Annotated in this window: 22 protein-coding genes; 2 read left to right on the top strand and 20 right to left on the bottom strand. The window is 48.1% G+C overall.

The features are described 5' to 3' along the window. Positions 1-84 precede the first annotated feature (84 nt). Positions 85-369 (bottom strand): hypothetical protein, encoded by a 285-nt coding sequence (locus ACKX14_RS13390; protein WP_422448466.1) that lies wholly within the window; start codon positions 367-369, stop codon positions 85-87. A 36-nt stretch (positions 370-405) separates the two neighbouring features. Further along, the gene (locus ACKX14_RS13395) at positions 406-948 is read right to left on the bottom strand and encodes a biotin transporter BioY (protein WP_422448468.1); all 543 of its coding nucleotides are present in this window, start codon (positions 946-948) and stop codon (positions 406-408) included. Between the two features lie 246 nt (positions 949-1,194). On the opposite strand from ACKX14_RS13395, the gene bioB reads away from it, so the two are divergent. Next, positions 1,195-2,181, top strand: a complete 987-nt coding sequence (gene bioB, locus ACKX14_RS13400) for a biotin synthase BioB (RefSeq protein WP_422448470.1) — start codon at positions 1,195-1,197, stop codon at positions 2,179-2,181. 61 nt (positions 2,182-2,242) lie between these two features. On the opposite strand, the gene ACKX14_RS13405 is transcribed toward bioB, so the two are convergent. The 11 genes from ACKX14_RS13405 to yabG form a co-directional block, all read right to left on the bottom strand. After that, positions 2,243-2,959, bottom strand: coding sequence for a LytR/AlgR family response regulator transcription factor (locus tag ACKX14_RS13405; protein ID WP_422448472.1), 717 nt, complete (start codon positions 2,957-2,959; stop codon positions 2,243-2,245). A 23-nt stretch (positions 2,960-2,982) separates the two neighbouring features. After that, on the bottom strand, positions 2,983-3,579 hold the full coding sequence (locus ACKX14_RS13410) for an accessory gene regulator ArgB-like protein (protein ID WP_422448474.1): 597 nt from the start codon (positions 3,577-3,579) through the stop codon (positions 2,983-2,985). Then, on the bottom strand, positions 3,521-4,420 hold the full coding sequence (locus ACKX14_RS13415) for a sensor histidine kinase (RefSeq protein ID WP_422448476.1): 900 nt from the start codon (positions 4,418-4,420) through the stop codon (positions 3,521-3,523). The genes ACKX14_RS13410 and ACKX14_RS13415 overlap by 59 nt, the downstream gene beginning before the upstream one ends. A 1-nt stretch (position 4,421) precedes the next feature. Beyond that, complete coding sequence (locus ACKX14_RS13420) at positions 4,422-4,892, bottom strand: hypothetical protein (RefSeq protein ID WP_422448478.1); 471 nt, start codon at positions 4,890-4,892, stop codon at positions 4,422-4,424. A gap of 156 nt (positions 4,893-5,048) precedes the next feature. After that, positions 5,049-6,680, bottom strand: coding sequence for a DUF3794 and LysM peptidoglycan-binding domain-containing protein (locus ACKX14_RS13425; RefSeq protein ID WP_422448480.1), 1,632 nt, complete (start codon positions 6,678-6,680; stop codon positions 5,049-5,051). Between the two features lie 91 nt (positions 6,681-6,771). Next, positions 6,772-6,984 (bottom strand): hypothetical protein, encoded by a 213-nt coding sequence (locus ACKX14_RS13430; RefSeq protein ID WP_422448482.1) that lies wholly within the window; start codon positions 6,982-6,984, stop codon positions 6,772-6,774. A 225-nt stretch (positions 6,985-7,209) separates the two neighbouring features. Further along, positions 7,210-7,923, bottom strand: coding sequence for a CAP domain-containing protein (locus ACKX14_RS13435; RefSeq protein ID WP_422448484.1), 714 nt, complete (start codon positions 7,921-7,923; stop codon positions 7,210-7,212). Positions 7,924-8,202: 279 nt separating this feature from the next. Then, on the bottom strand, positions 8,203-9,273 hold the full coding sequence (locus ACKX14_RS13440) for a chymotrypsin family serine protease (protein WP_422448486.1): 1,071 nt from the start codon (positions 9,271-9,273) through the stop codon (positions 8,203-8,205). A gap of 156 nt (positions 9,274-9,429) precedes the next feature. Then, positions 9,430-9,702: a Veg family protein gene (locus ACKX14_RS13445; RefSeq protein WP_422448488.1), complete on the bottom strand. Its 273-nt coding sequence runs from the start codon at positions 9,700-9,702 to the stop codon at positions 9,430-9,432. Positions 9,703-9,862: 160 nt separating this feature from the next. Further along, on the bottom strand, positions 9,863-11,290 hold the full coding sequence (spoIID, locus tag ACKX14_RS13450) for a stage II sporulation protein D (RefSeq protein ID WP_422448490.1): 1,428 nt from the start codon (positions 11,288-11,290) through the stop codon (positions 9,863-9,865). 23 nt (positions 11,291-11,313) lie between these two features. Next, a complete protein-coding gene (gene yabG / locus ACKX14_RS13455; protein WP_422448492.1) occupies positions 11,314-12,177 on the bottom strand; it encodes a sporulation peptidase YabG in 864 nt (287 codons plus the stop codon). 71 nt (positions 12,178-12,248) lie between these two features. On the opposite strand from yabG, the gene ACKX14_RS13460 reads away from it, so the two are divergent. After that, positions 12,249-13,064: a glycosyltransferase gene (locus tag ACKX14_RS13460; protein WP_422448494.1), complete on the top strand. Its 816-nt coding sequence runs from the start codon at positions 12,249-12,251 to the stop codon at positions 13,062-13,064. Positions 13,065-13,110: 46 nt separating this feature from the next. Here the strand turns inward: ACKX14_RS13460 and ACKX14_RS13465 are convergent, their stop codons facing one another. The 7 genes from ACKX14_RS13465 to ACKX14_RS13495 form a co-directional block, all read right to left on the bottom strand. Beyond that, positions 13,111-13,581, bottom strand: a complete 471-nt coding sequence (locus tag ACKX14_RS13465; protein ID WP_422448496.1) for a ribonuclease H-like YkuK family protein — start codon at positions 13,579-13,581, stop codon at positions 13,111-13,113. A 94-nt stretch (positions 13,582-13,675) separates the two neighbouring features. After that, entirely contained in the window at positions 13,676-14,521 is an 846-nt protein-coding gene (gene rsmA / locus ACKX14_RS13470; protein ID WP_422448498.1) for a 16S rRNA (adenine(1518)-N(6)/adenine(1519)-N(6))-dimethyltransferase RsmA, read from the bottom strand. Positions 14,522-14,756: 235 nt separating this feature from the next. Beyond that, positions 14,757-15,353, bottom strand: a complete 597-nt coding sequence (locus ACKX14_RS13475; RefSeq protein WP_422448500.1) for a TatD family nuclease-associated radical SAM protein — start codon at positions 15,351-15,353, stop codon at positions 14,757-14,759. A gap of 134 nt (positions 15,354-15,487) precedes the next feature. Then, positions 15,488-17,251 (bottom strand): DUF3794 domain-containing protein, encoded by a 1,764-nt coding sequence (locus tag ACKX14_RS13480; protein ID WP_422448502.1) that lies wholly within the window; start codon positions 17,249-17,251, stop codon positions 15,488-15,490. 268 nt (positions 17,252-17,519) lie between these two features. Beyond that, positions 17,520-17,987 carry a hypothetical protein gene (locus ACKX14_RS13485; protein ID WP_422448504.1) on the bottom strand — a complete coding sequence of 156 codons (468 nt, stop codon included), beginning with the start codon at positions 17,985-17,987 and terminating at the stop codon, positions 17,520-17,522. A 44-nt stretch (positions 17,988-18,031) separates the two neighbouring features. Next, a complete protein-coding gene (locus ACKX14_RS13490) occupies positions 18,032-20,113 on the bottom strand; it encodes a DUF3794 domain-containing protein (RefSeq protein WP_422448506.1) in 2,082 nt (693 codons plus the stop codon). A 194-nt stretch (positions 20,114-20,307) separates the two neighbouring features. Next, positions 20,308-21,066 carry a TatD family hydrolase gene (locus ACKX14_RS13495; RefSeq protein WP_422448508.1) on the bottom strand — a complete coding sequence of 253 codons (759 nt, stop codon included), beginning with the start codon at positions 21,064-21,066 and terminating at the stop codon, positions 20,308-20,310. Positions 21,067-21,079 lie beyond the last annotated feature (13 nt).

Raw genomic sequence — 21,079 nt, forward strand, 5'->3', positions numbered from 1 at the left:
TTTCCAAAACATTCCTTATGAAATTTTCAAGGTTCGGGAAAAGAAGTAAAAAAGTAGGGTTTCTACACTAGAATCATAATTTAATTATGTAATAAAATATTCTCTACAGCTTCTGAATCTCCTTCCATATTTGTCCAACTGGCGGTTTTTCCGGCCCAACTGGCGAAAAGTCGTGTCTGAACGGCGGAAAATAGCCCCATCGGCTAACGAGAAACGCTGCCAGCCCCACATGTAATCTTCGCCGCAGAAGCTCGCCCAAGCCGCGTACACTGAAAAAGCCGCGCTTTTTGCGCGGCTGTGTTTATTCAATGCTTCAAGAAAGCCTTCCCGTTTCCCTCTTTCTTCGGCATACTTGAACACATTTAGCATTCTAAATTCCTCCCATAAACCTTTATAAAAAATACCTCAACCGGAAGAGGAAAACCTCATCACGGCCTCTCTTACCGGCATGCTTATAAATGCGGCAATAACGATTTTAACCATATCCAGGGGTATAAACGGTAGAACGCCGGCATAAAACGCCTTTACCATGTTCAATCCGGTGACTGCAGATAGCTGAATCATGCCTAAAAAGTATATGATTACAAGACCTGCGAACATGGCAATAAAAGTCATTACCTTTTTATTCGATCGTGCATGTTCTATAATATAACCGATTAAAAAAGCCGCAATCGGAAATGCTATTATGTATCCGCCCCTAGGGCCGGTTATTGACCCAAGACCACCCGTAAATCCTGCAAAGACAGGAATTCCAACGGCTCCCAGGAGATCGTATACCAGAATGGACAGGCCGCCGAGCCTGCTGCCCAGTATAGCCCCTGCCATACATACCGCGAGCAGCTGAAACGTTATTGGAACCGGCGTAAAAGGAAGGGGAATGGATATCTGCGCCATTACCGACGTTATTGCCGCAAACAGCCCCACAAATGCCAAATCTTTGCTCTTCAATTGTCAACCTCTCCTTCTTATAGAGTTTACAAATATTATAATACGCCGGTCCATCGCTATTGTCAAGGGTTTCTTCTGTTACGCAGCTATTCTCCGATAAACATAATTTTAAAATTATTCTATAATCAATGCCGTCACCGCAGTGGAAAAGAATATGCGGGGCTGTTATATGTAAACCAAAATATTTTCATATGTTGACAATTATTAAAAAGTATTATATGTTTAAAAGAAAAAAGGGGGTTTTGTATGGGGGAATATTATTCTGACATAATTAGGATCGGTGACAGGGTGCTGGCGGGCGGAGATATTACATACGATGAAGCCGTCATGCTGGGCAGGGCAACGGGCAGCGACATATTTTTGATGTGCGGATTTGCCAGCGAGATAAGGGAGAAGTTTGCCGGCAATAAGGTAGACCTGTGTTCGGTGATCAACGCTAAATCGGGGAACTGCCCCGAAGACTGCGCATTTTGCTCGCAGTCCGCCTACCATAAAACCGATGTAAGATGTTATCCTTTAATGAGCGAAGATGAGATTGTAGAACAGGCCATTCAAAGGGAAAAGAACGGAGCCAGACACTGTGATATAGCCACCAGCGGTTTGGGGTATAATGGGGATGAAGAAGAGTTTGAAAGAATTTTAAGAGCATTCAAAAAAATGAAAGAAAAGACCAATCTCAAACTGTGCGCGTGTCTCGGTACCCTTACAAGGAAGGCGGCACAGAGGCTGGCGGAAGCGGGCGTGGAGCGCTATAACCACAACCTGGAAACGGCGAGGAGTTTTTTCCATAATATAGTTACGACCCATACGTACGACGAGAGAATTGAGACCATAAAATACGCTAAGGAAGCCGGGATGGAAGTATGTTCCGGCATGATAATCGGGATGGGCGAGACCATGGAACAGCGCATTGAACACACATTTTTATTAAAAGAACTGGATGTGGACGCAGTACCTGTAAATGTACTAAACCCGGTTAAAGGCACAAGATTGGAAGGCGCAAAACCACTCCCACCGCTGGAGATAATTAAGACTTTTGCTATAATAAGGTTCATATTGCCGAAAAAGAACATAAGATACGCAGGCGGCAGGGAGGTCAACCTGAGGAGCCTGCAGCCCTTGGGCTTTGTCGCCGGGTTAAACGGAATGCTCACAGGAAATTACCTGACGACCCGGGGCCAGGGATCGGATAAGGACATGCAAATGCTGGAAGATTTACAATTAGCCTACTGAAAGATGCACCAAAATGTGCATCTTTTTCATTCGTTCAGCAAGCTTCAAGACCCCACTCTCATCAAAATCTGTATTTTTCTTTCAAAAACTGGTATTTGCCCTTGCTCATGTAGGCCTTTTTGTCGTAGTTGTAAAAGCTTATTTCGTAGGAGTCGCCCAGGTTTTCTATCCGCTCTATCATGTCCATATTTATGATATACGATTTATGCACCCTGTAAAAGTTGCCGTTTAAATCCGATTCGATGGTTTTTAAGTTGTCCCCGCAACGGTATACTCCTTTTTTTGTGTGTATTACCGTCTCCCTGCCAACCCGCTCTATAAAGATGATTTCCCCGGCGTTAAGGAACAGGATGCCGTTCTCTATCTTTACGGGGAGTTTGCCGGCGGATTTTAATTTGTTTTCCAGCAGGTCGTTTTCAATCCTGGCGGCCAGGTTGTAGACGGTCTCGCGAAAGCGCTCCACGTCTATGGGCTTTATTATGTAATCGTAGGGGTGGACCACAAAGGATTCGGTGGCGTAGTCCGGGTAGCCGGTAATAAATACTATGGACACGCGGGGGTTCAGAGCCGCCGCTATCCTGGCCACTTCGATGCCGTCTATGTCGGGCAGATCGATATCCATAAGCAGTATGTGGGGCGCCTGGCTTTTGATTATTTCCACGGCTTCGCCGCCGCTTTTCGCCTGGTAGATTTCTTCCACCAGGGGGTTTTCCTTTAAAAGCCTGCATATCATGGCAAGGGTGTTTTTTTCATCTTCGCAGACGAGAATATTCGCCATAATCTGATCCCTTTCACAAATTTTTAATGATAGGAGGCTTTAAGGAGCCTGTATCCGAAGGGCGTCACAAAAAGCATCTCTTCAACGACTCCGAGGAATACGGCCTCAAGGTAGTTGGCTCTGCCGGCAAGGTAAAGGGCGTTGGTCAGGATGAACACGGCCCCCAGTATAATCATCGTCATCCCCTTCAACCGCTCCCTGGTGCGTCCGTCGGAAACCGCCTTTTTTTCGGTCCCCGCCGGCACCCACTTTAATGTAATGAACAGGCTCAATACAAGCCAAAGATTGTTCACCCATATCAAAATATCCGCCGGGAAAGCCGCGTATTTTACTACAAGGCCGTTCGCCAAGAACATGGCGACCCCCGTTATGTAGCACATGCCGTAAGTCTTGCAGTGGACCCCGCCGGCGAAGTGCCGGAGCAGGGCAAATGCCGCGAGGCTTGCCATGGTTTCGGGAAATGTTTTCAGCAGAATGGAAAAAAACACTATGGAACAGAATTTAAACAAACTTCCCAGCATGATTTGAAGGCCGTATTCGAGTATTTCCGGTTCGAACCGTTCAGATTTTAACTCTTTTACAATTATCCGGGACAGCATCCGCGAACAGCTTTGAAGCATATAAACCACCTTTCTTTGGAATGCGTAATATAAAAGACGTAAGTTTATCATCGGAGGCAATTTCAATCCTGCCGCCGCAACCGTCGACTATTTTTTTCACCACGTAAAGCCCGTAACCTCTTATTCCCCTGTTTTTGGTGCTGAACCCGGGGTCAAATATTCTGGCAAAATCCGCGTCCTTGATTGCAGGGCCGTTGTTGGAAATGGTAAATACGTAATATTTATCATCTCTCTGCAGGTCGAAAGTGATCTGCCGGTCTCCGTCTTTTTGCATAACCGCCTCGATGGCGTTGTCCAGAATATTGCCTATGACCGTCGAAAGCTCCCAGGAACTGAGCTTTGCGTCTTTTACCCTCACACCGCCGGTATTTATTTTAAAACTGATGTTGTTTCTCCCCGCAGCTTCCATTTTTACATTCAGCACGGCCGTCAGCACCGTATCTCCCAGCCTCAGCAGTTCCCCGGTGCTCCGGTAACCGCCGGCGATGCCGTTTACGTACTTTTTTAATTCCTCGTACTCTTCCGTGTAGAGCATGGCCTGAATGGTCTGTATGTGCTTTGAGTGCTGATGTCTTTCGCTCTTTAAGGTATTCAGCAGCTCTTCCACGTCTTTTAGGTGGGAATTTGCGGCCTCAAGTTCCGCTTCTTTTCTTGAGTAATATTCCACATATCTCAGGGCAAAGCAGAGCATGACTATCATCAACGCCAGAGACAATGTTATAAAAGGCAGGTTTTTGTAAAAAAGCCCGGTATCCGAGGCGAACATTATTTGATTTAACATCAGGACGATCATCAGCTGGAACGTCACGGTGAATATGATAATCAGGTTTTTCCTGTTCATTTTACATCCCCCGGCTGCTATTTGCATATAAATGAACAATCCAAAATGTAATCCCGGCTACAGGTATGAACAGTATTACGGTTAACCATGGATATTGCTCGAAAACATCCGCTTTTAGATGTAACATGATAAAAATTGATAAAATAATCACATGCTGGATCAGCCCGTAAAGTACCGACACCACAAATACGGGCATAAAACAGGCCCGGAATTTTTTTCTACACAACAGGCTGAATAATAGAGCAAGAGCCAGAATAAGAATAATGGTATGCAGGCTGGCCAGAAAATGCTGTTCAAATCGAACGGTTATGTTCCTGACAAAAAAAGTAATAAAGCCGTAAATTATGGATGCCAGAAGGATCTGCCTGTAATTCACTTCTTTTTCATCCATTATTTTTAAGGCCAGTATTATAATAAGAAAGGCTTCCGGTATGGATTCAAAGGCAGCAACATACCACGGAATGGGAAACATAAAGATTCCTCCTGCTGCTTTTCATCGATAGTTTCTTATATGCGGCAGACCCGTTGTTATATATATTCTGAAAAATATGCGGTTTTCCTCCTCCGCCTTAAAAAAATTTCAGCTGTCGACCAAACAGGTCAACAGCCTTTTCAGCCGGATGGGCTGTTAAAACATTCGCCGGGGAATAACCAGTTGCTGGCCGGGCATTATGCTGTCGGGGTTTGCGATGTTGTTGGCTTTAACTATGGCTTCTATGGTGACGTTATACCTCTTGGCTATCTTCCAGAGGGTATCCCCCCTCTGGACGATGTATATGGTCATGGATGGCTTTTCCTGTTCCTTCTTTTCCTTTTCTTCTTCGGGTATCTCTTCTTCTTCCGGCTCTTCCACATCCACCACTACTTCAAGCTGCACCATCTGGGTGACCTTGGCGGTCAGGCGCAGGACGGCCCGGACTTCAAACTCCCTGGTGTTCGGGGCCGTCACTGAAGCCGAGCAGTGCTCCACATCCACGTCAAAATCAAGGGTCATATCCTCTTTGGCACCGGGGATTTCCACAAATGTGGTGAAAGGCACCCTGCGTTCCAGGAAGTGCACCGGCTGCAGCGGCGGAGTATCCACGGCGGCCACATAAAGGATCTCAATAATCAGGGTCCCCTCGACAATTACCTTGTTGTCGATGATCCTGGCTTCTTCCACCTCAGCCCTGCAGTTGGCCTTGAAAATCTGTTCAATGTTGGGCTTCTGAGCTTCTTCAATGGTAAGGTCTTCTTTTACTATAACCTGGTTTTCATCTTCACCGATGACCTGGTCCACCTTCAGCAGAGTCTTTTCAACTTCCAGCCTCTCGGAAGGGCTGAACAGGTCTACTATGACATTCAGGACCTTTGTCTCAAATACCTTGGCCCTTATCCGGAGGATGGCCTCCACTGTTATGGTGTTTTCATCCTTCCGGCGGCCGCGAATCGCTTCCACTTCCACTCTGACCAGTTTGGACATGCCCTCTTTTGCTCCGGGTATCTCCACAAACTGGGTAAACCGCACCGTTACCTCGGCGAAGTGCACCGGCTGCAGCGGCGGCTCCTCCACGGCGGCCACATACAGTATACCCACTTCCAGGTCTCCCTCTATAATGACCTTGTCGTCTATGATTTTTACTTCAAGGGTGGCATTGTTGACCCGCCCTTCAACTTTTATTATCTGTTCTATATTGGGCTTGCCCGGCGGCAGGTCTACATCGCTCTTTACAATGTTCTGGGCTCTTGCCTCACCCACCACGTCGTCCACGCGGATGGACTTCCTCAGTATCTGCAGGTCGGCCGGACCCGCGGCGTCTATTACAATCTCAATCTCCACCCTCTGGGTCACCTTGACGAATACTTCCAGTATAAACCTCACCTGGATCTGGCGGCGTTCATTGTCCACCACGTTAAACTGGATGTGCTCTATCTTGGCTTTTACCCTTACGTCCATGTTTTTCTTCGCTCCGGGGATTTTTGCAAATGTGCTGAAGTCCACCGAACCGTCCACCACATGCACCGGCTGCAGCGGCCTGCCTTCGGGGGCAATTGCCACATACATGACCTTAACATCGATGGAACCCTCGACAATGACCTTACCGTCCAGGATGTTTGTTTCGAGGCTCTGGTTGTTCAAATCGGCTTCAACGGAGATAACCTGCAGGACCGCCGGCTTTTCCGCCGGAACACGTATAATTCCTTCAACCACGGTCTGGGTTTTTTCTTCGCCTACCACCTGATCCACCCTTACCCGTTCTTTGGTCAATCTAACGCCCATTTTTATCCTCCTTTCCTTTAAAAATGCTCTTTTACTCTAATAATATATGAGAAGTTTTCTAAATATGTTACTCAAGCAAAAAAGGACAAAATCAGCCGTTTTCCCCTTCCCTCCCGTTGCCGGGAGGCGGCCCTGTATCAGAAGGTGCCGCTCCCGGTTTCCCTGCGGGAATTTTTTCGCCCGGGACCCGACCGGCTTTATCGTCAATTAATTTAAATCGATCTTCATTGAAGAGTTTTCTCAAGAAGAGATAATAAGCCACAAGCGCCACTCCCATAATTATGAGAAAACCCAGTACGGCCATTCACTCCCCTCCCTTCTCGAATCCGGCGTCGTTATAAAACTTTATAAAACCTTCATAAATCCCGCCTATAATATTAACCGCGTCTAATTTATTATATGTGCTTTGCACTCAGGGAGTTCCACAAAAAAAAAAGAGGCCTGCGCCTCTGCCTCTTATTTATCCACATTATTCACAGGTTATCCACAGGAAATCCACAGGTCTTTATAAAAACATTTTCACCGGGCATCATTTTATGCCGATAAAGGTCTGGGTGAACATCTTGCCGTAAGGGCCTCCATCGACGATTCCTATGCCCACATAATCATAGTTCGGATTCAGTATATTTGCCCTGTGGCCCGGGCTTGCCATAAGGGATTTGTGGGCTTGCTCCACTGTGGGCGCGCCCGCCAGGTTTTCCCCTGCGTATGTATAAGCGATGCCGTTGGCCTTGAGTGCATTAAAAGGCGTGCCATATGTAGGCGAGGTATGGCCAAAGTAGTTTTTTTCTATCATATCCCGGCTCTTTTTCCGCGAAATATCCACCAATCTCATGTCTATTTTAAGCGGGTCAAGGCCCGCCTTTTTCCTCTCCGCGTTAACCAGGTCAAACATCTTTTGTTCATCGGCGGTAAGGCCCTTAACATTTGATTCCTCTACACCTCTGCTTACAGAATCATTCCGGCCCACTGACTTTCCTGTATCCGCCGGTGTGGTATTACTGGGTTCCCGGTTCGGCTTTATGGTTTCTTGCCCACCAGGTGTTAATACCCACCTGCCGTCTTTATAAGTATAAACAAAACGGTATGTTCCGGGGGAACCGGCGATATCCGGAATGTCCAAAGTCTGGGTCAGGCCGTTGACGGTGATTTTAATATTCCAGGCGGCACCGGCCACTCCAGGCAAAAGCACTGCAAAGGCCAGAACCAGGGCGACAAAAAGGTACCTTCGTCTGTAATTCATGATTTGCCTCCTCCTTTTTTTAATAATTATACGGGATCTGACATATTTCGACAAAGAGTAAATGGCGGCATATATAGAAGTAAAAAAAGCGGTCCCGCCCTCACAAGAAATGCCTGGCTGATGTCGCAAAATTTATCAATATTTTTTTAGATTTGGGCAGTTTGGTTAAAATATCCTCATGAAGAATATTTTTCTTGATTTTTCTTTATGCTGCTATTATTCTCGCATTTATCCTTCGACCGGCGTTTGTAGGGATAATAAAAAAAGGGCCCCGCCCTTTTAGAACGTTACCTTCAAAAGTTTCATCACATTCGCTATGGGGTTTATTATGGTGGCCCGGTCGGACCCAGCAAACAGAAGCCCCACCGCATTCATGCCGTCGTCCACCACCAGCGACCCGCTGTCGCCGGGCTGGGCCATAGGACCGGTCAGTATTTGCTCGTAAAAGGTGGCCTCCTCAGAAGGCCCAAGCATAACCCTCAGCACCACGTCCAGTGCTTTAATCTCGGCGGTGGTCACGCCGCTGGTGCGTCCGCTTTTCTTTACCTGCAAGCCTATTCTGGGCTCGGCAATCCCGTTTATCTTCCCCAGCTCGAAAATATCCGGTTCGATAAACTGGGCTTTAACGGGTTTTGCCACCGCAGCATCTATGAGGTTGTGGGAAGACGCCTTCTTAACCAGCGACACACGGTAATCCGGTTTAACCACACCGAGGATTATGTTGGAAACATTCTCCACATTCCGCGCCACCGGGCAGCGGCTTTCCTCGGCGTCTTTTTCAATGGGGACAAATCTTTCCAGGTAAGCTATCACATCCGAAGCGGTCCCGCCGTCATAGCTCCCCGGCTGGAGTATGGGGTCCCCCACTGCGGATTTTCCATCCCGGCCGTTTGTGGCGTTGGCCAGGACATGGTTGTTGGAAAGGATGAGAAGCTCTCCGGTCTTTTCGTCTTTTACCACGGCTCCAAAGGTACCGGCGGTGACTTTATAATGGCCTATGCTCATCCCCGGTCTGGCAGGCCTGGCTCTGGCGGTCCTTATGACATTGTTTTTGCCGTCGGATGAGCCGGTCCCCGGCGCCGCCTGCCTTGACCCTTCGATCCGGGATGCCAGCAGCCGGATCTCGCCCACTTCCAGTACGTCGGTGGGAACTTCCCCCAGGGCTGTGGGAATTATATGGCGGCTTTTCAGTTCTTTCTCGGGGAGCTTCTTCTTAACCAGCACCATAATGGCCGGCTTGTTGGTGAACCTGCCCTGCACTATCTTGTATCCCATCCCTACGCCCACCACGTTTTCCAGCTTCATCAGTTTCTTCTGGTTCCGCCTGAGCAACCCCAGAATCCTGTCCATGCAAAAAATCCCCCTTTCTCAGCCTTTTTATATATATATTTGAAAAAGGGGGTAAGTGTGAGCGATTTTGCAAAAATACAGCCCGGCGGGCTGCAGGTCAAAAGCAACCGTCATAAAGAACTGTCATATAAAAGAAAAATAGCCCTGATTTCAGGACTATACAGAACCGCATTTTATCTTGTCTTCTTTGGAGCAGAAAGTCAGTTCCACCGTCTCCGTCAATATATCCGAATAGCTGTATGAAATGCGCCTCACGAAATCCGGCGATTCGGTGACTTTCACCACAAAAATATTCGGATATACTTTTTCCAGGATGCCTTCCTTCTCGAAGGTCTTTTTCCGGCCGCGGTTGGCTTTCAGCTTCACCGTCTTTCCCACGTACGATTCCATACTCTTACGGATCTTTGCGAGAGCATCCACCGAAGCCATAACCTCACCTCGCAAAAATACAAAATACGTGATATATTATAACACCGATTTTGTCAAATGTCAAATATTATATTATTTTAACAGGCCCGTGGTTTTTTGTCAATTACCCAATCAAAGAAAAAAAAGACCTGCCGCTGTGTCAGACCCGCATTTTCCCCGGTTATTCCTGGTAATATGCTATAATTCCGCTTATTATGGCCCTTGCCGCCCTTTGCCTGAATTCCGGTTCCGAGAGCAGCCTTTCTTCTTCCGGATTGCTCAAAAAAGCCAAATTTATCAATACCGACGGGTTATTGGTCTCTCTTAAAATATAAAGATCGGCTTCCTTGACCCCCAGGTTCTTCAGCTTCAATTCCGATATAAGTTCCCTGTGTATGAACTCCGAAAGCTTCTTTCCTTCATCGTCTCCGGGGTAGTAGAATGTCTCCGTGCCCCCCATCCTGTCGTCGGCGAAAGAGTTCTGATGGATGCTTATGGTGATGTCCGGCCTGTATTCGTTGGAAATCCTGACCCGCTCAGCCAGACTCACAAATTCGTTCCTGTCCCTCGTAAGGTACACTCTGGCCCCTTCGGAAGCGAGGCCTTCCGCCAGAGCCCTGGCTATCTCAAGGTTTACATATCCCTCGGAAAGACCCATTGGGCCTGAACTCCCGCTGTCTCCGCCGTGGCCCGGGTCTACCACTATGGTTTTGCCCTTCAAAGGCTTTGCGGAAGTGGGCTTTTCAATTTTTTTGAGTTCCACACCGGTAAAGTAAAACTTTAGTATTTCATCCACCGGGAACCCGAGAAGGGCCATACCTCGGGCGCCGTACTGGCACATCCCCACCCCGTGGCCGAGGCCCATGACCTGGAAAGTAAGGCCGGACACCTTCCAGAAAAACCGGGTAGAAGGAAGATTTAACAGGTTTCTGACCACTTCCCCGTCAAATATCATGTCTCCGATCCTCATTTTCTTTACCCTGCCGGAGGCGGTGCTCTGCACTTTGTCTATAAGGCCGGGGATTTCCTTCTTGTCTGCAGCATTATCGTCAAAATTGATGTTCAGACGCCTTTTTATTTCCCGGATAGAGAAGTTCTTGACATTTTTCCAGTAAGGAGAATCCTTGCAGTAGATGCACTCGACCCTTCTCAGGTAGCTGACCTTATTGCCCCATACGTTTTCCGAGTCCTCGGTAAATCCACCGCAGGCCGGATGGTATACGGCTTCGATGGGGTTGTCGTTATAGACCAGGATGGTCTCCGAGGTCTCCTCCACCGCCTGCCGGATTTTACGGGTGTACTCATCGTATCGGCTGCCCCACTGCTTTTGCCGCCCCTCTTCATCCAGGAACCCCTGACAGTGAAGAGGGTCGGCGCACACGTCGAACTCCGGCTGCCTCCTGCAGCCGCTTCCTCCGAAAATCCTCATGCGCTTTACGGCCAGGGTCCTGGAACATACGGCCTGAGCCTTCAGCGCCTCCTTCGGAAATTCCGGGGGCATGGCAAATGCCACAGCCCCCACGACGTATTCCTCCAGGTCGAGAATCAGGACCTCCTGTTTTTCGGCGTTATAAAGTTTCAAACTCAAGCCTTCACTTTCCCGGGTCATGTGCTACCACCGTCCAAGACAAATTACTCATAGGGAGAACGGGGGAGACCCTCTCTGAACTTACCCCTGGTTTCAATGCCTCCAATGCCCTTTATACCCGTAATGGTGGCGTCTATGACATCCTTTGCGGAAACGATCTTGTCAATGGGCGTAAAAGCCACTTTTTCTATGATAAAGACCGGGTCAAGAGCATGTATGAAAACCCTGTGAGGTGAGCTTGCAAAATTGGCCCCTGCGCGGAGAATACCCTCGTAGTAAGATTGACAGGCTCCGGCAAATATCACCAGGTCATCCAGGGACGGCTCGTATCTCCTGGCATTTCTGACAGTTTCGATAAAATACCTGGAATTTCTGTAGCTCTCTACATCGTTAAAATTTCTCCTTGATTTCAGAAGCCCGTCATGGCCCGTGATCACGAGTATATCGGGATTATATTCCATAAGCAGTTGCTGTATTTTTTTTGACTGGTCCTTTTCCGGGATACACACCCCGTGTGCCTGTATTTCCAGCTGTTTATAGGTTGTCAGGCACAACTCCAGATAGTCCTCATCCCCATCTATATGAAGAACCGTCCCCGGAATGTCAAAAAAACCGTTGTTATCTCTGGATTCATTCCGGGAAAAGCGCTTTTGTCTTTCCAATTCTCTCCTGTAAAAAATGCGTTCCAGGCATTCGTTGCTCCTTTTTATATACTCTCTTTTGTAATCCCTTACTTCGGCAGAGGATGGCAGTATAAGGTCCGTCAAAGGCGCGTCGGCAAGTATCCTGACATTCAGTCCTTTTATTGTGGCGCATTTTTCGGCTTCCCTCACTTCGATGACTTTAAAGAATATGTCTTTGTTGTAAGAAGCCCTCGTCACTATGTCTCCCACCTTGACTTCCGCCATCCCTTCACCCCCCTTATCAGATTTTCACCCCGTTCGGCTTTATTACATAATATGAAAGTAGCAGGGGGGATGTGAGTGAAACTTCCGAGGTGAAAACAATGAATATAGCCGTGGTTCCAGCAAAAAATGAGGAAGGAAGGATAGGCAGAGTCCTTACTCTTCTGGCGGAAACCCGCGCCGATAAAATAATAGCAGTAGTCAACGGTTCCAGCGACAATACCCTGAGAGAAATAAAGTTCCTGCGGCTGTCAAAAGTGGAAATTCTGTATTTCAAGCCGGAATTAGGCATAGATATCCCCCGGGCGGTAGGAGCTTACAGGGCCTTTAAAGAAGGCGCAAAAGCGGTTGTTTTCGTGGATGGAGATATGGTGGGGAATATATTGCTTCTGGTCAACGACCTTTTTTTGTCTGTAAGGGAAAGAGGCGTCGACCTCGCCCTGACCAACTGCTACCCCGACACAGCTTACGGCAACGAGCTCACCGAGCAGGTCCTGCTATTTCGGAAGCTTTTGAACGTCAATCTGGGGATATACCACAGGATAGGCGTGGCCACCCCATCCCACGGTCCTCATGCGGTATCCCGTCGTCTCATGGAAATGGCTGATTTCAGAGACATCGCAGTTCCGCCGGTAATACTGGCCTTTGCCGTCAAACACAACCTTTCCATCGATGTCCCCGCCGCTTTGCACCAAAGCAAACTGGGTTCAAGGACAAGGGACTACTTTCACGCCAGGAAAATCGCCGACACCATAATCGGTGATACCCTGGAGGCTTTTAATTACTTCAACGGCAAGCCCAGAACCCGGACCTTCCTTTACAGGGAGTTCCAGGGTTACAATCCTTCCCGGCGCTTTGACATCCTGGAAAAATTCATGAAAACAAATTAAAAAGCCGGAGATTCCGGCTTTTATTTCAATCCTGCTTATAGTCTTTTTATTTCGTGTATTTGTCGGCCACCTTTGTGGCGCCGCAGGCGTAAGGTTTTATCTTTATCTTGTAGCCGCTGCCCATAACCCAGCCCACCACTTCCCTGATAAGCTCTTTCGTATCCCCATTCTGGCCTATATCCACGTGGACCTCCACATCCAGATCTCCGTAGCGGGTTTTTCCAAGTTCCTCCTTGAGCTGCATCACTGTCTCCAGCGACATGGAGGTCTCGGTGAAAATCTTGTGGCGAAGGTTCTTAACCGAGGACATAAATTTCCTCCTGTAGTAGTAACGGGCCCCTTTGCCCACCCGGTGGACTATAATGGCGGTGACGAAGCACACGTTTTCCCGGGCCTGGGAATCGGTGCCGATTATCAGCTTGTAAGGGGCAGAAGGCTCTTCTTCCATGAAAGACACTATATCCCTTACCACTTCTGAAAGAGATATTCTTCCTTTAGTAGGGCTTATAAAATGCATCGCTATCACATCCTTAATAAGCGAAAAATTTATTTATGTATGGATTAAAGCCTTTACCCCATAATATACACCTGCAGGTTCATTGCATATAAATTCAACCCATATATCTTTCGATGGCGCGGGTCAGGGCGGCGAATTCTTCGAGGGATAATGTCTCCCCCCGGCGATCGGGGTCGATACGGGCTTCTTTCAGGGCCCTGTCCACGGCATCGCCGGCCCCGGGTATGCCGAGCCTCCTTTTCAGGGAATTTTTTACCGTCTTTCGCCGCTCACCGAAGGCAGCCTCGACTACTTTAAAGAAAAGGGGCTCGTTTTCCACCGGCACCCTGGTGCTCTGCCTAAGCGAAAGCCTCACCACGGCGGAATCCACTCTGGGAGGCGGTATAAAAGCGTCTCTCTTTACCGGGCATATGATATCCACATCGGCGTAAAGCTGGACCGCTATGGAAAGTATGCCGTAATCTTTTTTACCGGGAGGCGCCACCAGCCTTTCAGCCACTTCCTTTTGAACCATTACAACCGCCACCGGTATCATGTGACGGTTATCTATAATCTTCATGATGATGGGGCTTGTAATATAATAAGGCAGGTTTGCCACCACTTTAAAATCTGAAGCAAAGTAGCTCTTTCTTATATCACTTAAATCTAATTTTAGCACATCATCTTCAATTATACAAATATTTTTAAAATCACTGGTAACCTTATCCAGAACAGGAACCAGCTCCCTGTCTTTTTCCACGGCCACCACCTTCCCGGCCCTCTCACAGAGCTTTACTGTCAGTATCCCAAGACCCGGCCCTATTTCAAGCACCCCATCCGTTTTGCTTATGCCAGCAGCTTCTATCATGGCCAATACCGGCGCCTCGTCCGTGAGAAAGTGCTGCCCCAGCCGCCTGGCGGGCCTGATGCCAAATTTTTTAATAATTTCTGAAGTCTCCATACTGCCGCTCCTTTCGCCTAATTACAGTTATAACAAGCAATGCCTTTTTTTGCCGGGAAGTGAATTTTTGCCTGCGCTGTCCCCCATTAAAAGTTTCTCCATTAAAAAAAGATAGGTTCCCCTATCTTTTTTTATTCTAGAATGTGTACTTTTATCCTTCTCGCGCCGCATTTCCGCTTTTTTTAACAAATCTAAATCCGGGCACGGCATCAAATACGTATTGTCTTCCGGGCTTTCAGTTCTCTTTTGATATATAATGTCTTACTCTAAATTCCACTCCGAGGTCTTGCGCCAGCTTGCGGCATTTTTCCACATCTACGGCGGGCAAATCCACAACTGAAAGCACTACTCTCGGGACATAGTTCTTGCATTTTCTGGCAAACTCCAGGACGGAATAAAAGGCTTCTTCACCGTACTCCGAATGACAGAGCTCGTTGTATTTCTCGGCGTTTTCCGCATTGAGGCTGATGGAAATAACGTCAACAAGCCCCTTGAACTGAGGGGTAACGTCTTCGCCGTATATGAGGTTGGCCTGACCGTTGGTATTTATGCGTACGGGCACATTCGGGTAATTTTTCTTCAGGTGGCGCGCCACGTCCAGCACAGTCTGGAGGCGCAGTAGCGGCTCTCCGTAGCCGCAGAAAACCACCTCTTTATAACCGGTGGGATCTCCGATGGCTTCTATGATTTCCCTGGTAGTGGGTTCTTTTTCCAGCCAGAGGTTATATCCGCCGACCCCCGGCCCCTGCTGCCTTATGCAAAATCCGCACCTGTTGGTACACCTGTTGGTGATGTTTAAATACAGGGAATTGCCTAACTTGTACGCTATCATCGCTTTGCACCGTCCATCAGAATCTGGTTAACACTTGATATTTTAACACAAGGGCTTAAATATGACAACTTAAATTATAAAAACAAAAATCCCGCATGTGCGGGATTAATTCCGGCCTTATACATATCATTTTTTCAAACGGGGTATCTTATATTGCAATCATCCACACCCAATCTCACCGTTGATGTTACCAGAATATCGACCTTCAGTACAACTTTCTCCAGCAGCTGGGTCTCGCTCAGCAGTTCAGGTATAACGCTTTCCACGGAGGGAAACGGGATGCATTTCATACCCGGGGCGGCACCCGTTAAATCCACGAAAAAGCTGAAATCCACGTCTTCCCCCTGCTCATATTCGATGTTGTCGGTGCCGATGTAAAAAATCTGCTTGTGGACGGTGCCCTGGATAATGACCTTATTGGTGATTACCTGACAAGTGATATCGGTTACGGCCGCCTCAATATTCCTTATCTTCTGAGCGGGTCTTTCCATTGTCACAATATCCTGGAGGAGCGTTTGCCCGGTAACCTCCCCTTTGACTTGCTCCGCCAATATGGTCTTGCCGGTTACCGGCAGTAAATTAAGCTCGGTATTTTGTGTCACTATCACAGAAAACTGCATTACCACTTTCTGCAGCAGGCCGGTCTCATTTTCCAGAGTGTAATTTATGGTTTCTATAACCGGCTTGACCTGGACGTTCATCCCGGGGCCGGCTCCGGTTACATCTACGAACAGGCTGAATGGCACGTCTTCCGCCTGGTGGTACTCTATATTGTCGGTGCCCACATAGAATATCTGTTTATGTAGTATCCCCTGAATGACCACCTTGTCGGTAATCACATCAGTGGTGATATCTTTTACCGCTGCGGTGATTTCATCCACCTTTTGAGCGGGATTGGAAAGCTGAACCGCGGTTTCTACTATGAGCTGCTGGGAGCCCTGGCCCGCCACCTGTGGAACATAATACAGCGGAGTTCCAATACCCGGTATCACTTCGAGCAATTGAGTGTCACTGACCACGGCCTTAAACACCAGAATTACCTTCTGGTGCACGGTGGTCGGGTCCAAAAGGGTATAATTTACGTGTTCTATGGTTGGAGTCACAGTGACATTCATACCCGGTGCGGCTCCCAAAATATCAACGAAATAACTCACAGGAATGAACTCCGTCTGATGGTGGATTACCGCATCTGCTCCCACGTAAAATATCTGTTTGTGAAGCGTTGCCTGAATGATTACCTTGTCCTGAATGACATCCGTCCTTAAATCATCCACCCGAGCCCTGATTTCCCGGATTTTGACCGCCGGATTCGCCAGGGTCACAGTGGATTCTACCATCTTCTGGATGGAACCTTCCCCAATCAAAACGGGAACCTGAATCAATGGGTCCATAATACCCCCTCCTTTTTGGTTTTTTTCAAATGTTATAATGTCGATGAACCCATCTCCCCCCTCCCGTCGGACTTTATTATTTTCATTTTCCGTTTGCTCCTGACCGTATTCCGCCCCTTCGGATTCTTTTTTGCCCTCCCCTTTAACTTCTCGCTCTCTTTCGCAAACCGCCTGCAATTTACCTTCCATTTCTACCGTTTGTTCCGGTATTTTTCGCTGTTCCTCTGCCTGTTCTTCTGTCATACGCTCGCAAATGTCCTCTTCGTGGTTTCCACTGCTTTCTATTGCATTTTGAATTTGTATTGCACTTCGAACATCATCTCTTTCAGCGATTTCTTCCAGAACGAGTTCTTTAAAGAAAAACGATTTGTCCCCTTCGTCCTCCACCTCCCCTTCTGGCATTTCGTCCGCAGTGTTTGACGGGCCTTTGACACGCAGTCTCACGAGAAAAAGGCAACAGGCCACAACAACCGCAATTATTACTGCGACTATAACCGGTGCTGCCATTATCTCTCCTCCTTTTATACTATGGCGGCCCGCCTTGAAGTGTTACAATACCCGAGCCAAAAAAAATTTTCATATATCGACTATTGGTTAATTTCATTATATGAATGATATCTTGAAAGGGTTCCGCATCAATCTTATGTCAAAAAGTAATTTTGCTTTGATAATTTACTAAGGGGTTACGGTGGATTAAGGCTGGCAGTCCCCTTATGCCATAACACCTCTTAAAAAACATGTAAAATAAAAAAAGAGGTTTACACCTCTTGCTCTTTCAGAAGTATTTTTCGCCGTCTCTTGTTACTATCCCTTCACTTACCAGCTTTTTCAATATGGGGGATAAGATTTTGTATTTAAGGTTCATGCTCTGGCTGATCTCGCTGGAAGTAATTCCAGGATGCCTTTTTATCATAATTGTCACCGCCTTTTCGCTGTTGGAAAGCACCGGCCTCCTGGATTCCTGTTTGCCGCATGGAGCTTCGCGAAGGCTGCCCCCGCAGGACACATCTTCGGGTTTCAAATCACCGGACGGATTTTCAGCGTCATCCTTTAAATACGGTTTTTTGCGGTAATAGGCCTTTACCGAAAAATCGCTGTCCAGAATCACCTGGTATTCTCCGTCGGGCAGCCTGCAAAGCGCATTTGCACCGTCGGGCCCGTCCCGCACATTAATCACTTCTACTTCTACCTGCGAGAAATCCTTAAAGAAAGCTGCTATCTTTTTTGCCAGATCCTGCATCATAATACTCACCCCCCGTTTTTAAAAAGTTTTTGAACCGCAGTCGCCTAACCGTTTTTAAAATAATAATTCTTTATAGAAATCTCAAATTCACTTTCCAGCATCTCGCCCCCGGCGGCAAGGACAACCTTTCTCGGCCTGGCCGCTACGTCCACCCTGCTTGCATCCAGGTTTTCCCTGCCCTTAATATAAAACCGGAATTCCAGCTCGTCGATGTCCTGGTGCACCAGATGATCCCTTCCGACATAAGCCGCATTTACCCGAAGCCTGCCCCCCACCCAGAAACCGGCCTCATCCGCCTCCATCCATTTTTCTATCCCATGCAGGGTTACATCTTTCGCAAAGAGTGCGGGCGCGGCAAGGGGCATGATGTGAGAAAGACGGCGCGTCCTCTCTTCTACAAAAACCTGCCGGTACCGCCGGTTCGAGGGATCCGGCGCCCCGGTCACAAGATACAGATCCTCCTGGCAGGTGGCCTCTACGTCAAAGCTCAATAAAAAAACCGTATCTAACCGGGTCGGGCCTACAATTTCCCCGGACACCTCCGTTATCCTTGCATTTACCTGCACCTGCATATCCTCTCGGCCGCCCCTCACATCCCCAAGCACTCCGAAAGGCACCAGATTTTTCCTGCAGCGGACGACTCCGTCGGCTCCAGCATAATAAACGTGGACGGCCAGCCCGCCCTGGATTAAAAACCTGTGATCCAAAACCGTTACACTCAGGTTTTCAACCTCACCCTTTATGTCCTCGACAAGCTTTACCGGATAATCCAGGACTATTTCGTTTTTTTCCATCAGGTCAATGGTCTTTGTCTCCATGATCTTTTCCACCCGGAAGAGTTCCCGTTCTATTCCTTCCCGTGGAATTATATCCACCACCGCCGGGGTGGACCTTCGGCAAACGGCGGTATATCCTATTTCCACCAGGGCTCTTATCTCCAGGCCCCCATCCTTTAAAACCCCCGAAAGGTGAAGTATCCTGGGTTTTAATTCATATGACACCGCGGTGTCCACATCAGCCGCCGGGTGGCTTCTGCAAAAGTTTATCTCGACATACCGGTACGCCGAAAGAAGATTTTCGCCTACGTAAAAAACTTCAACCCCCATTATGCCCTGGACCACCAGCAGACCTTCCTTTATCTCACAGGAAACCCCTTCAACCCTCCCGTACAAATCCACAAGATTGTTAACAGGCGGTTTTAGAAGGCAAATTTCCTCTATTAAAAAAGAAAACTCCCCCTGGCCTATCACTTCTTTTAACAGCAGTTCTTCTTTTACCACCTGATACCCGTCCTGTTCAAAATCCGTCACTACCAGGCTTTCCTCTTTCTTTAAAACCTTTACTTTCAACCTGCAGGCCATCATGATACCGTAATATCCCGCCTTAAGAGACGGCCGGCAGTGCACATCCGAAAAAGCCGCCGTAACCCTGGCAAGGTGTTCCGGTTCCGCCTCATCGCACGGAATGACCCTTTCAAGGGGGATGAATATCTGGCCGTGTTTTTCCAGGCCGGCTCCATCCACATAGAACACGTCCGCAGAAATCTCCCCTTCTACCGCTACAAGGCCTTTTAAAACCCTTGCTTCCACTCTATCCATATGGGGCCTTACGGCTATAATCCTCCGGCAGTCGGATTTTTCAAAAAAACCCGTTATACCGGCCACATCCGTTTCTTCCTTTATAACCCGGAAGGTCGCTATCCTCCCCGTCCTTGCCTCCAGCGTCTTCGCAAAAGCAGCCGGCCTTTCAATCACGGCTTCGAGCCTGAAGTTTAATAAAAAATCCACCGAAAGAGTATCCTCCGCCAGATGATATTGCCGGATTTCCGGGACACAGGCAACTCGCACTTCCATCCCGTCGAGGACTTTTTCCGGGTAAAAAACGTACCTGACCGGCCGCCTGACTTCAACACAGCGGAGGGTGCCTTCCCTGCCCGAAAAATACACGACCGCCGCGAGGGTTGCGGAAACTACCACCGCCCCCTTTTGAATACGGTGATCCGCATCCTTAACTTTCGACACCACGTCGGTTACGTTGGCAGGGCAGGGTTTCAGCTTTATATCCTGCTTCAATTCCTTTGTATAAACTTTCTCCCACAGGATTTCTTCGGTTCTAAAAAGTTCCAAGGTTACCTCCCTCCATTATAATCTTTATGAAAAAAAATCCCCTTTTATGAAAAAAATGCTCGGGAAATATTCGGGGACCCGGAGCATTTTTAACCTTGGCGGTTCAGAACATAAATATCACACTGGAGTTTTGGAAAAAAGTCGGGAGACCGGGTGAAGGGCCAAAACCGGTGGATGTGGTCGCAGAGATGTATCTACATTAACTTAAACAGCTCCCGGGCATTTGATGTAGTGGTTTTTTCCACCTCCTGCAAGGTAATCCCCTTAATATGGGCCAGGGCTTCAGCTATAACTCTCACCCTGGTGGAGTCGTTTCTTTTGCCCCTGTAGGGCTCGGGTGAAAGGTAAGGGCAGTCGGTCTCCAGCAGGATTTTTTCTAAGGGCAGCTTTGCCGCCACTTCTTTGGGCCTTTTTGCGTTTTTAAAGGTAATGGGGCCGCCGAAGGAAAAATAAAACCCCATGTTCATGAACTCTCCGGCTATCTCGTAGCTCCCGGAATAGCAGTGCATGAGGCCTCTTTTTATACCCGAACGCTTTAAAATTTCCAGGGTGTCCCCGTGGGCCTCCCGGTCATGGACCACCACCGGAAGGCCCACTTCCTTTGCCAGTTCCAGCTGCTCCGAAAAAACTTTCTTTTGAATTTCCCGGTCGGAAAAGTCGTAATAGTAATCAAGGCCTATTTCCCCAACGGCTACCACTTTTGGGCTTTGAGCGAGGTTCCGCAAGATCTGGAGGTAGCCTTCCGGGGCTTTCCGGGCCTCGTGGGGGTGAACCCCCACGCAGGCGTAAACAAAATCGTACCTTTCGGCAAGTCTTACGGAAAATTCACTGGTATGGAGGTCTGAGCCGGCATTTATGACAAATATTCCCGCCTCTTTTATTTTTTGAATAACTTCTTCCCGGTCGGGGTCGAAGGCATCATCGTCCAGGTGGGCGTGGACGTCTACAAGCATAAAACCTCCTCCT

Origin of the sequence: Thermorhabdus hydrogeniformans (genome assembly GCF_049310025.1) — a bacterium.
GTDB lineage: Bacteria > Bacillota > Thermosediminibacteria > Thermosediminibacterales > Tepidanaerobacteraceae > JBJYKD01.

What these genes read in the sequence shown, in the direction of transcription:
- ACKX14_RS13435 (WP_422448484.1), bottom strand. Translation starts at nt 7,923, where the DNA reads ATGAATTACAGACGAAGGTACCTTTTTGTCGCCCTGGTTCTGGCCTTT.
- ACKX14_RS13430 (WP_422448482.1), bottom strand. Translation starts at nt 6,984, where the DNA reads ATGGCCGTACTGGGTTTTCTCATAATTATGGGAGTGGCGCTTGTGGCT.
- bioB (WP_422448470.1), top strand. Translation starts at nt 1,195, where the DNA reads ATGGGGGAATATTATTCTGACATAATTAGGATCGGTGACAGGGTGCTG.
- ACKX14_RS13415 (WP_422448476.1), bottom strand. Translation starts at nt 4,420, where the DNA reads ATGAACAGGAAAAACCTGATTATCATATTCACCGTGACGTTCCAGCTG.
- ACKX14_RS13420 (WP_422448478.1), bottom strand. Translation starts at nt 4,892, where the DNA reads ATGTTTCCCATTCCGTGGTATGTTGCTGCCTTTGAATCCATACCGGAA.
- ACKX14_RS13425 (WP_422448480.1), bottom strand. Translation starts at nt 6,680, where the DNA reads ATGGGCGTTAGATTGACCAAAGAACGGGTAAGGGTGGATCAGGTGGTA.
- ACKX14_RS13480 (WP_422448502.1), bottom strand. Translation starts at nt 17,251, where the DNA reads ATGGCAGCACCGGTTATAGTCGCAGTAATAATTGCGGTTGTTGTGGCC.
- ACKX14_RS13440 (WP_422448486.1), bottom strand. Translation starts at nt 9,273, where the DNA reads ATGGACAGGATTCTGGGGTTGCTCAGGCGGAACCAGAAGAAACTGATG.
- spoIID (WP_422448490.1), bottom strand. Translation starts at nt 11,290, where the DNA reads ATGACCCGGGAAAGTGAAGGCTTGAGTTTGAAACTTTATAACGCCGAA.
- ACKX14_RS13410 (WP_422448474.1), bottom strand. Translation starts at nt 3,579, where the DNA reads ATGCTTCAAAGCTGTTCGCGGATGCTGTCCCGGATAATTGTAAAAGAG.
- ACKX14_RS13465 (WP_422448496.1), bottom strand. Translation starts at nt 13,581, where the DNA reads ATGCATTTTATAAGCCCTACTAAAGGAAGAATATCTCTTTCAGAAGTG.
- ACKX14_RS13405 (WP_422448472.1), bottom strand. Translation starts at nt 2,959, where the DNA reads ATGGCGAATATTCTCGTCTGCGAAGATGAAAAAAACACCCTTGCCATG.
- ACKX14_RS13485 (WP_422448504.1), bottom strand. Translation starts at nt 17,987, where the DNA reads ATGATGCAGGATCTGGCAAAAAAGATAGCAGCTTTCTTTAAGGATTTC.
- ACKX14_RS13475 (WP_422448500.1), bottom strand. Translation starts at nt 15,353, where the DNA reads ATGATAGCGTACAAGTTAGGCAATTCCCTGTATTTAAACATCACCAAC.
- yabG (WP_422448492.1), bottom strand. Translation starts at nt 12,177, where the DNA reads ATGGCGGAAGTCAAGGTGGGAGACATAGTGACGAGGGCTTCTTACAAC.
- ACKX14_RS13495 (WP_422448508.1), bottom strand. Translation starts at nt 21,066, where the DNA reads ATGCTTGTAGACGTCCACGCCCACCTGGACGATGATGCCTTCGACCCC.
- ACKX14_RS13445 (WP_422448488.1), bottom strand. Translation starts at nt 9,702, where the DNA reads ATGGCTTCGGTGGATGCTCTCGCAAAGATCCGTAAGAGTATGGAATCG.
- ACKX14_RS13390 (WP_422448466.1), bottom strand. Translation starts at nt 369, where the DNA reads ATGCTAAATGTGTTCAAGTATGCCGAAGAAAGAGGGAAACGGGAAGGC.
- rsmA (WP_422448498.1), bottom strand. Translation starts at nt 14,521, where the DNA reads ATGGAGACTTCAGAAATTATTAAAAAATTTGGCATCAGGCCCGCCAGG.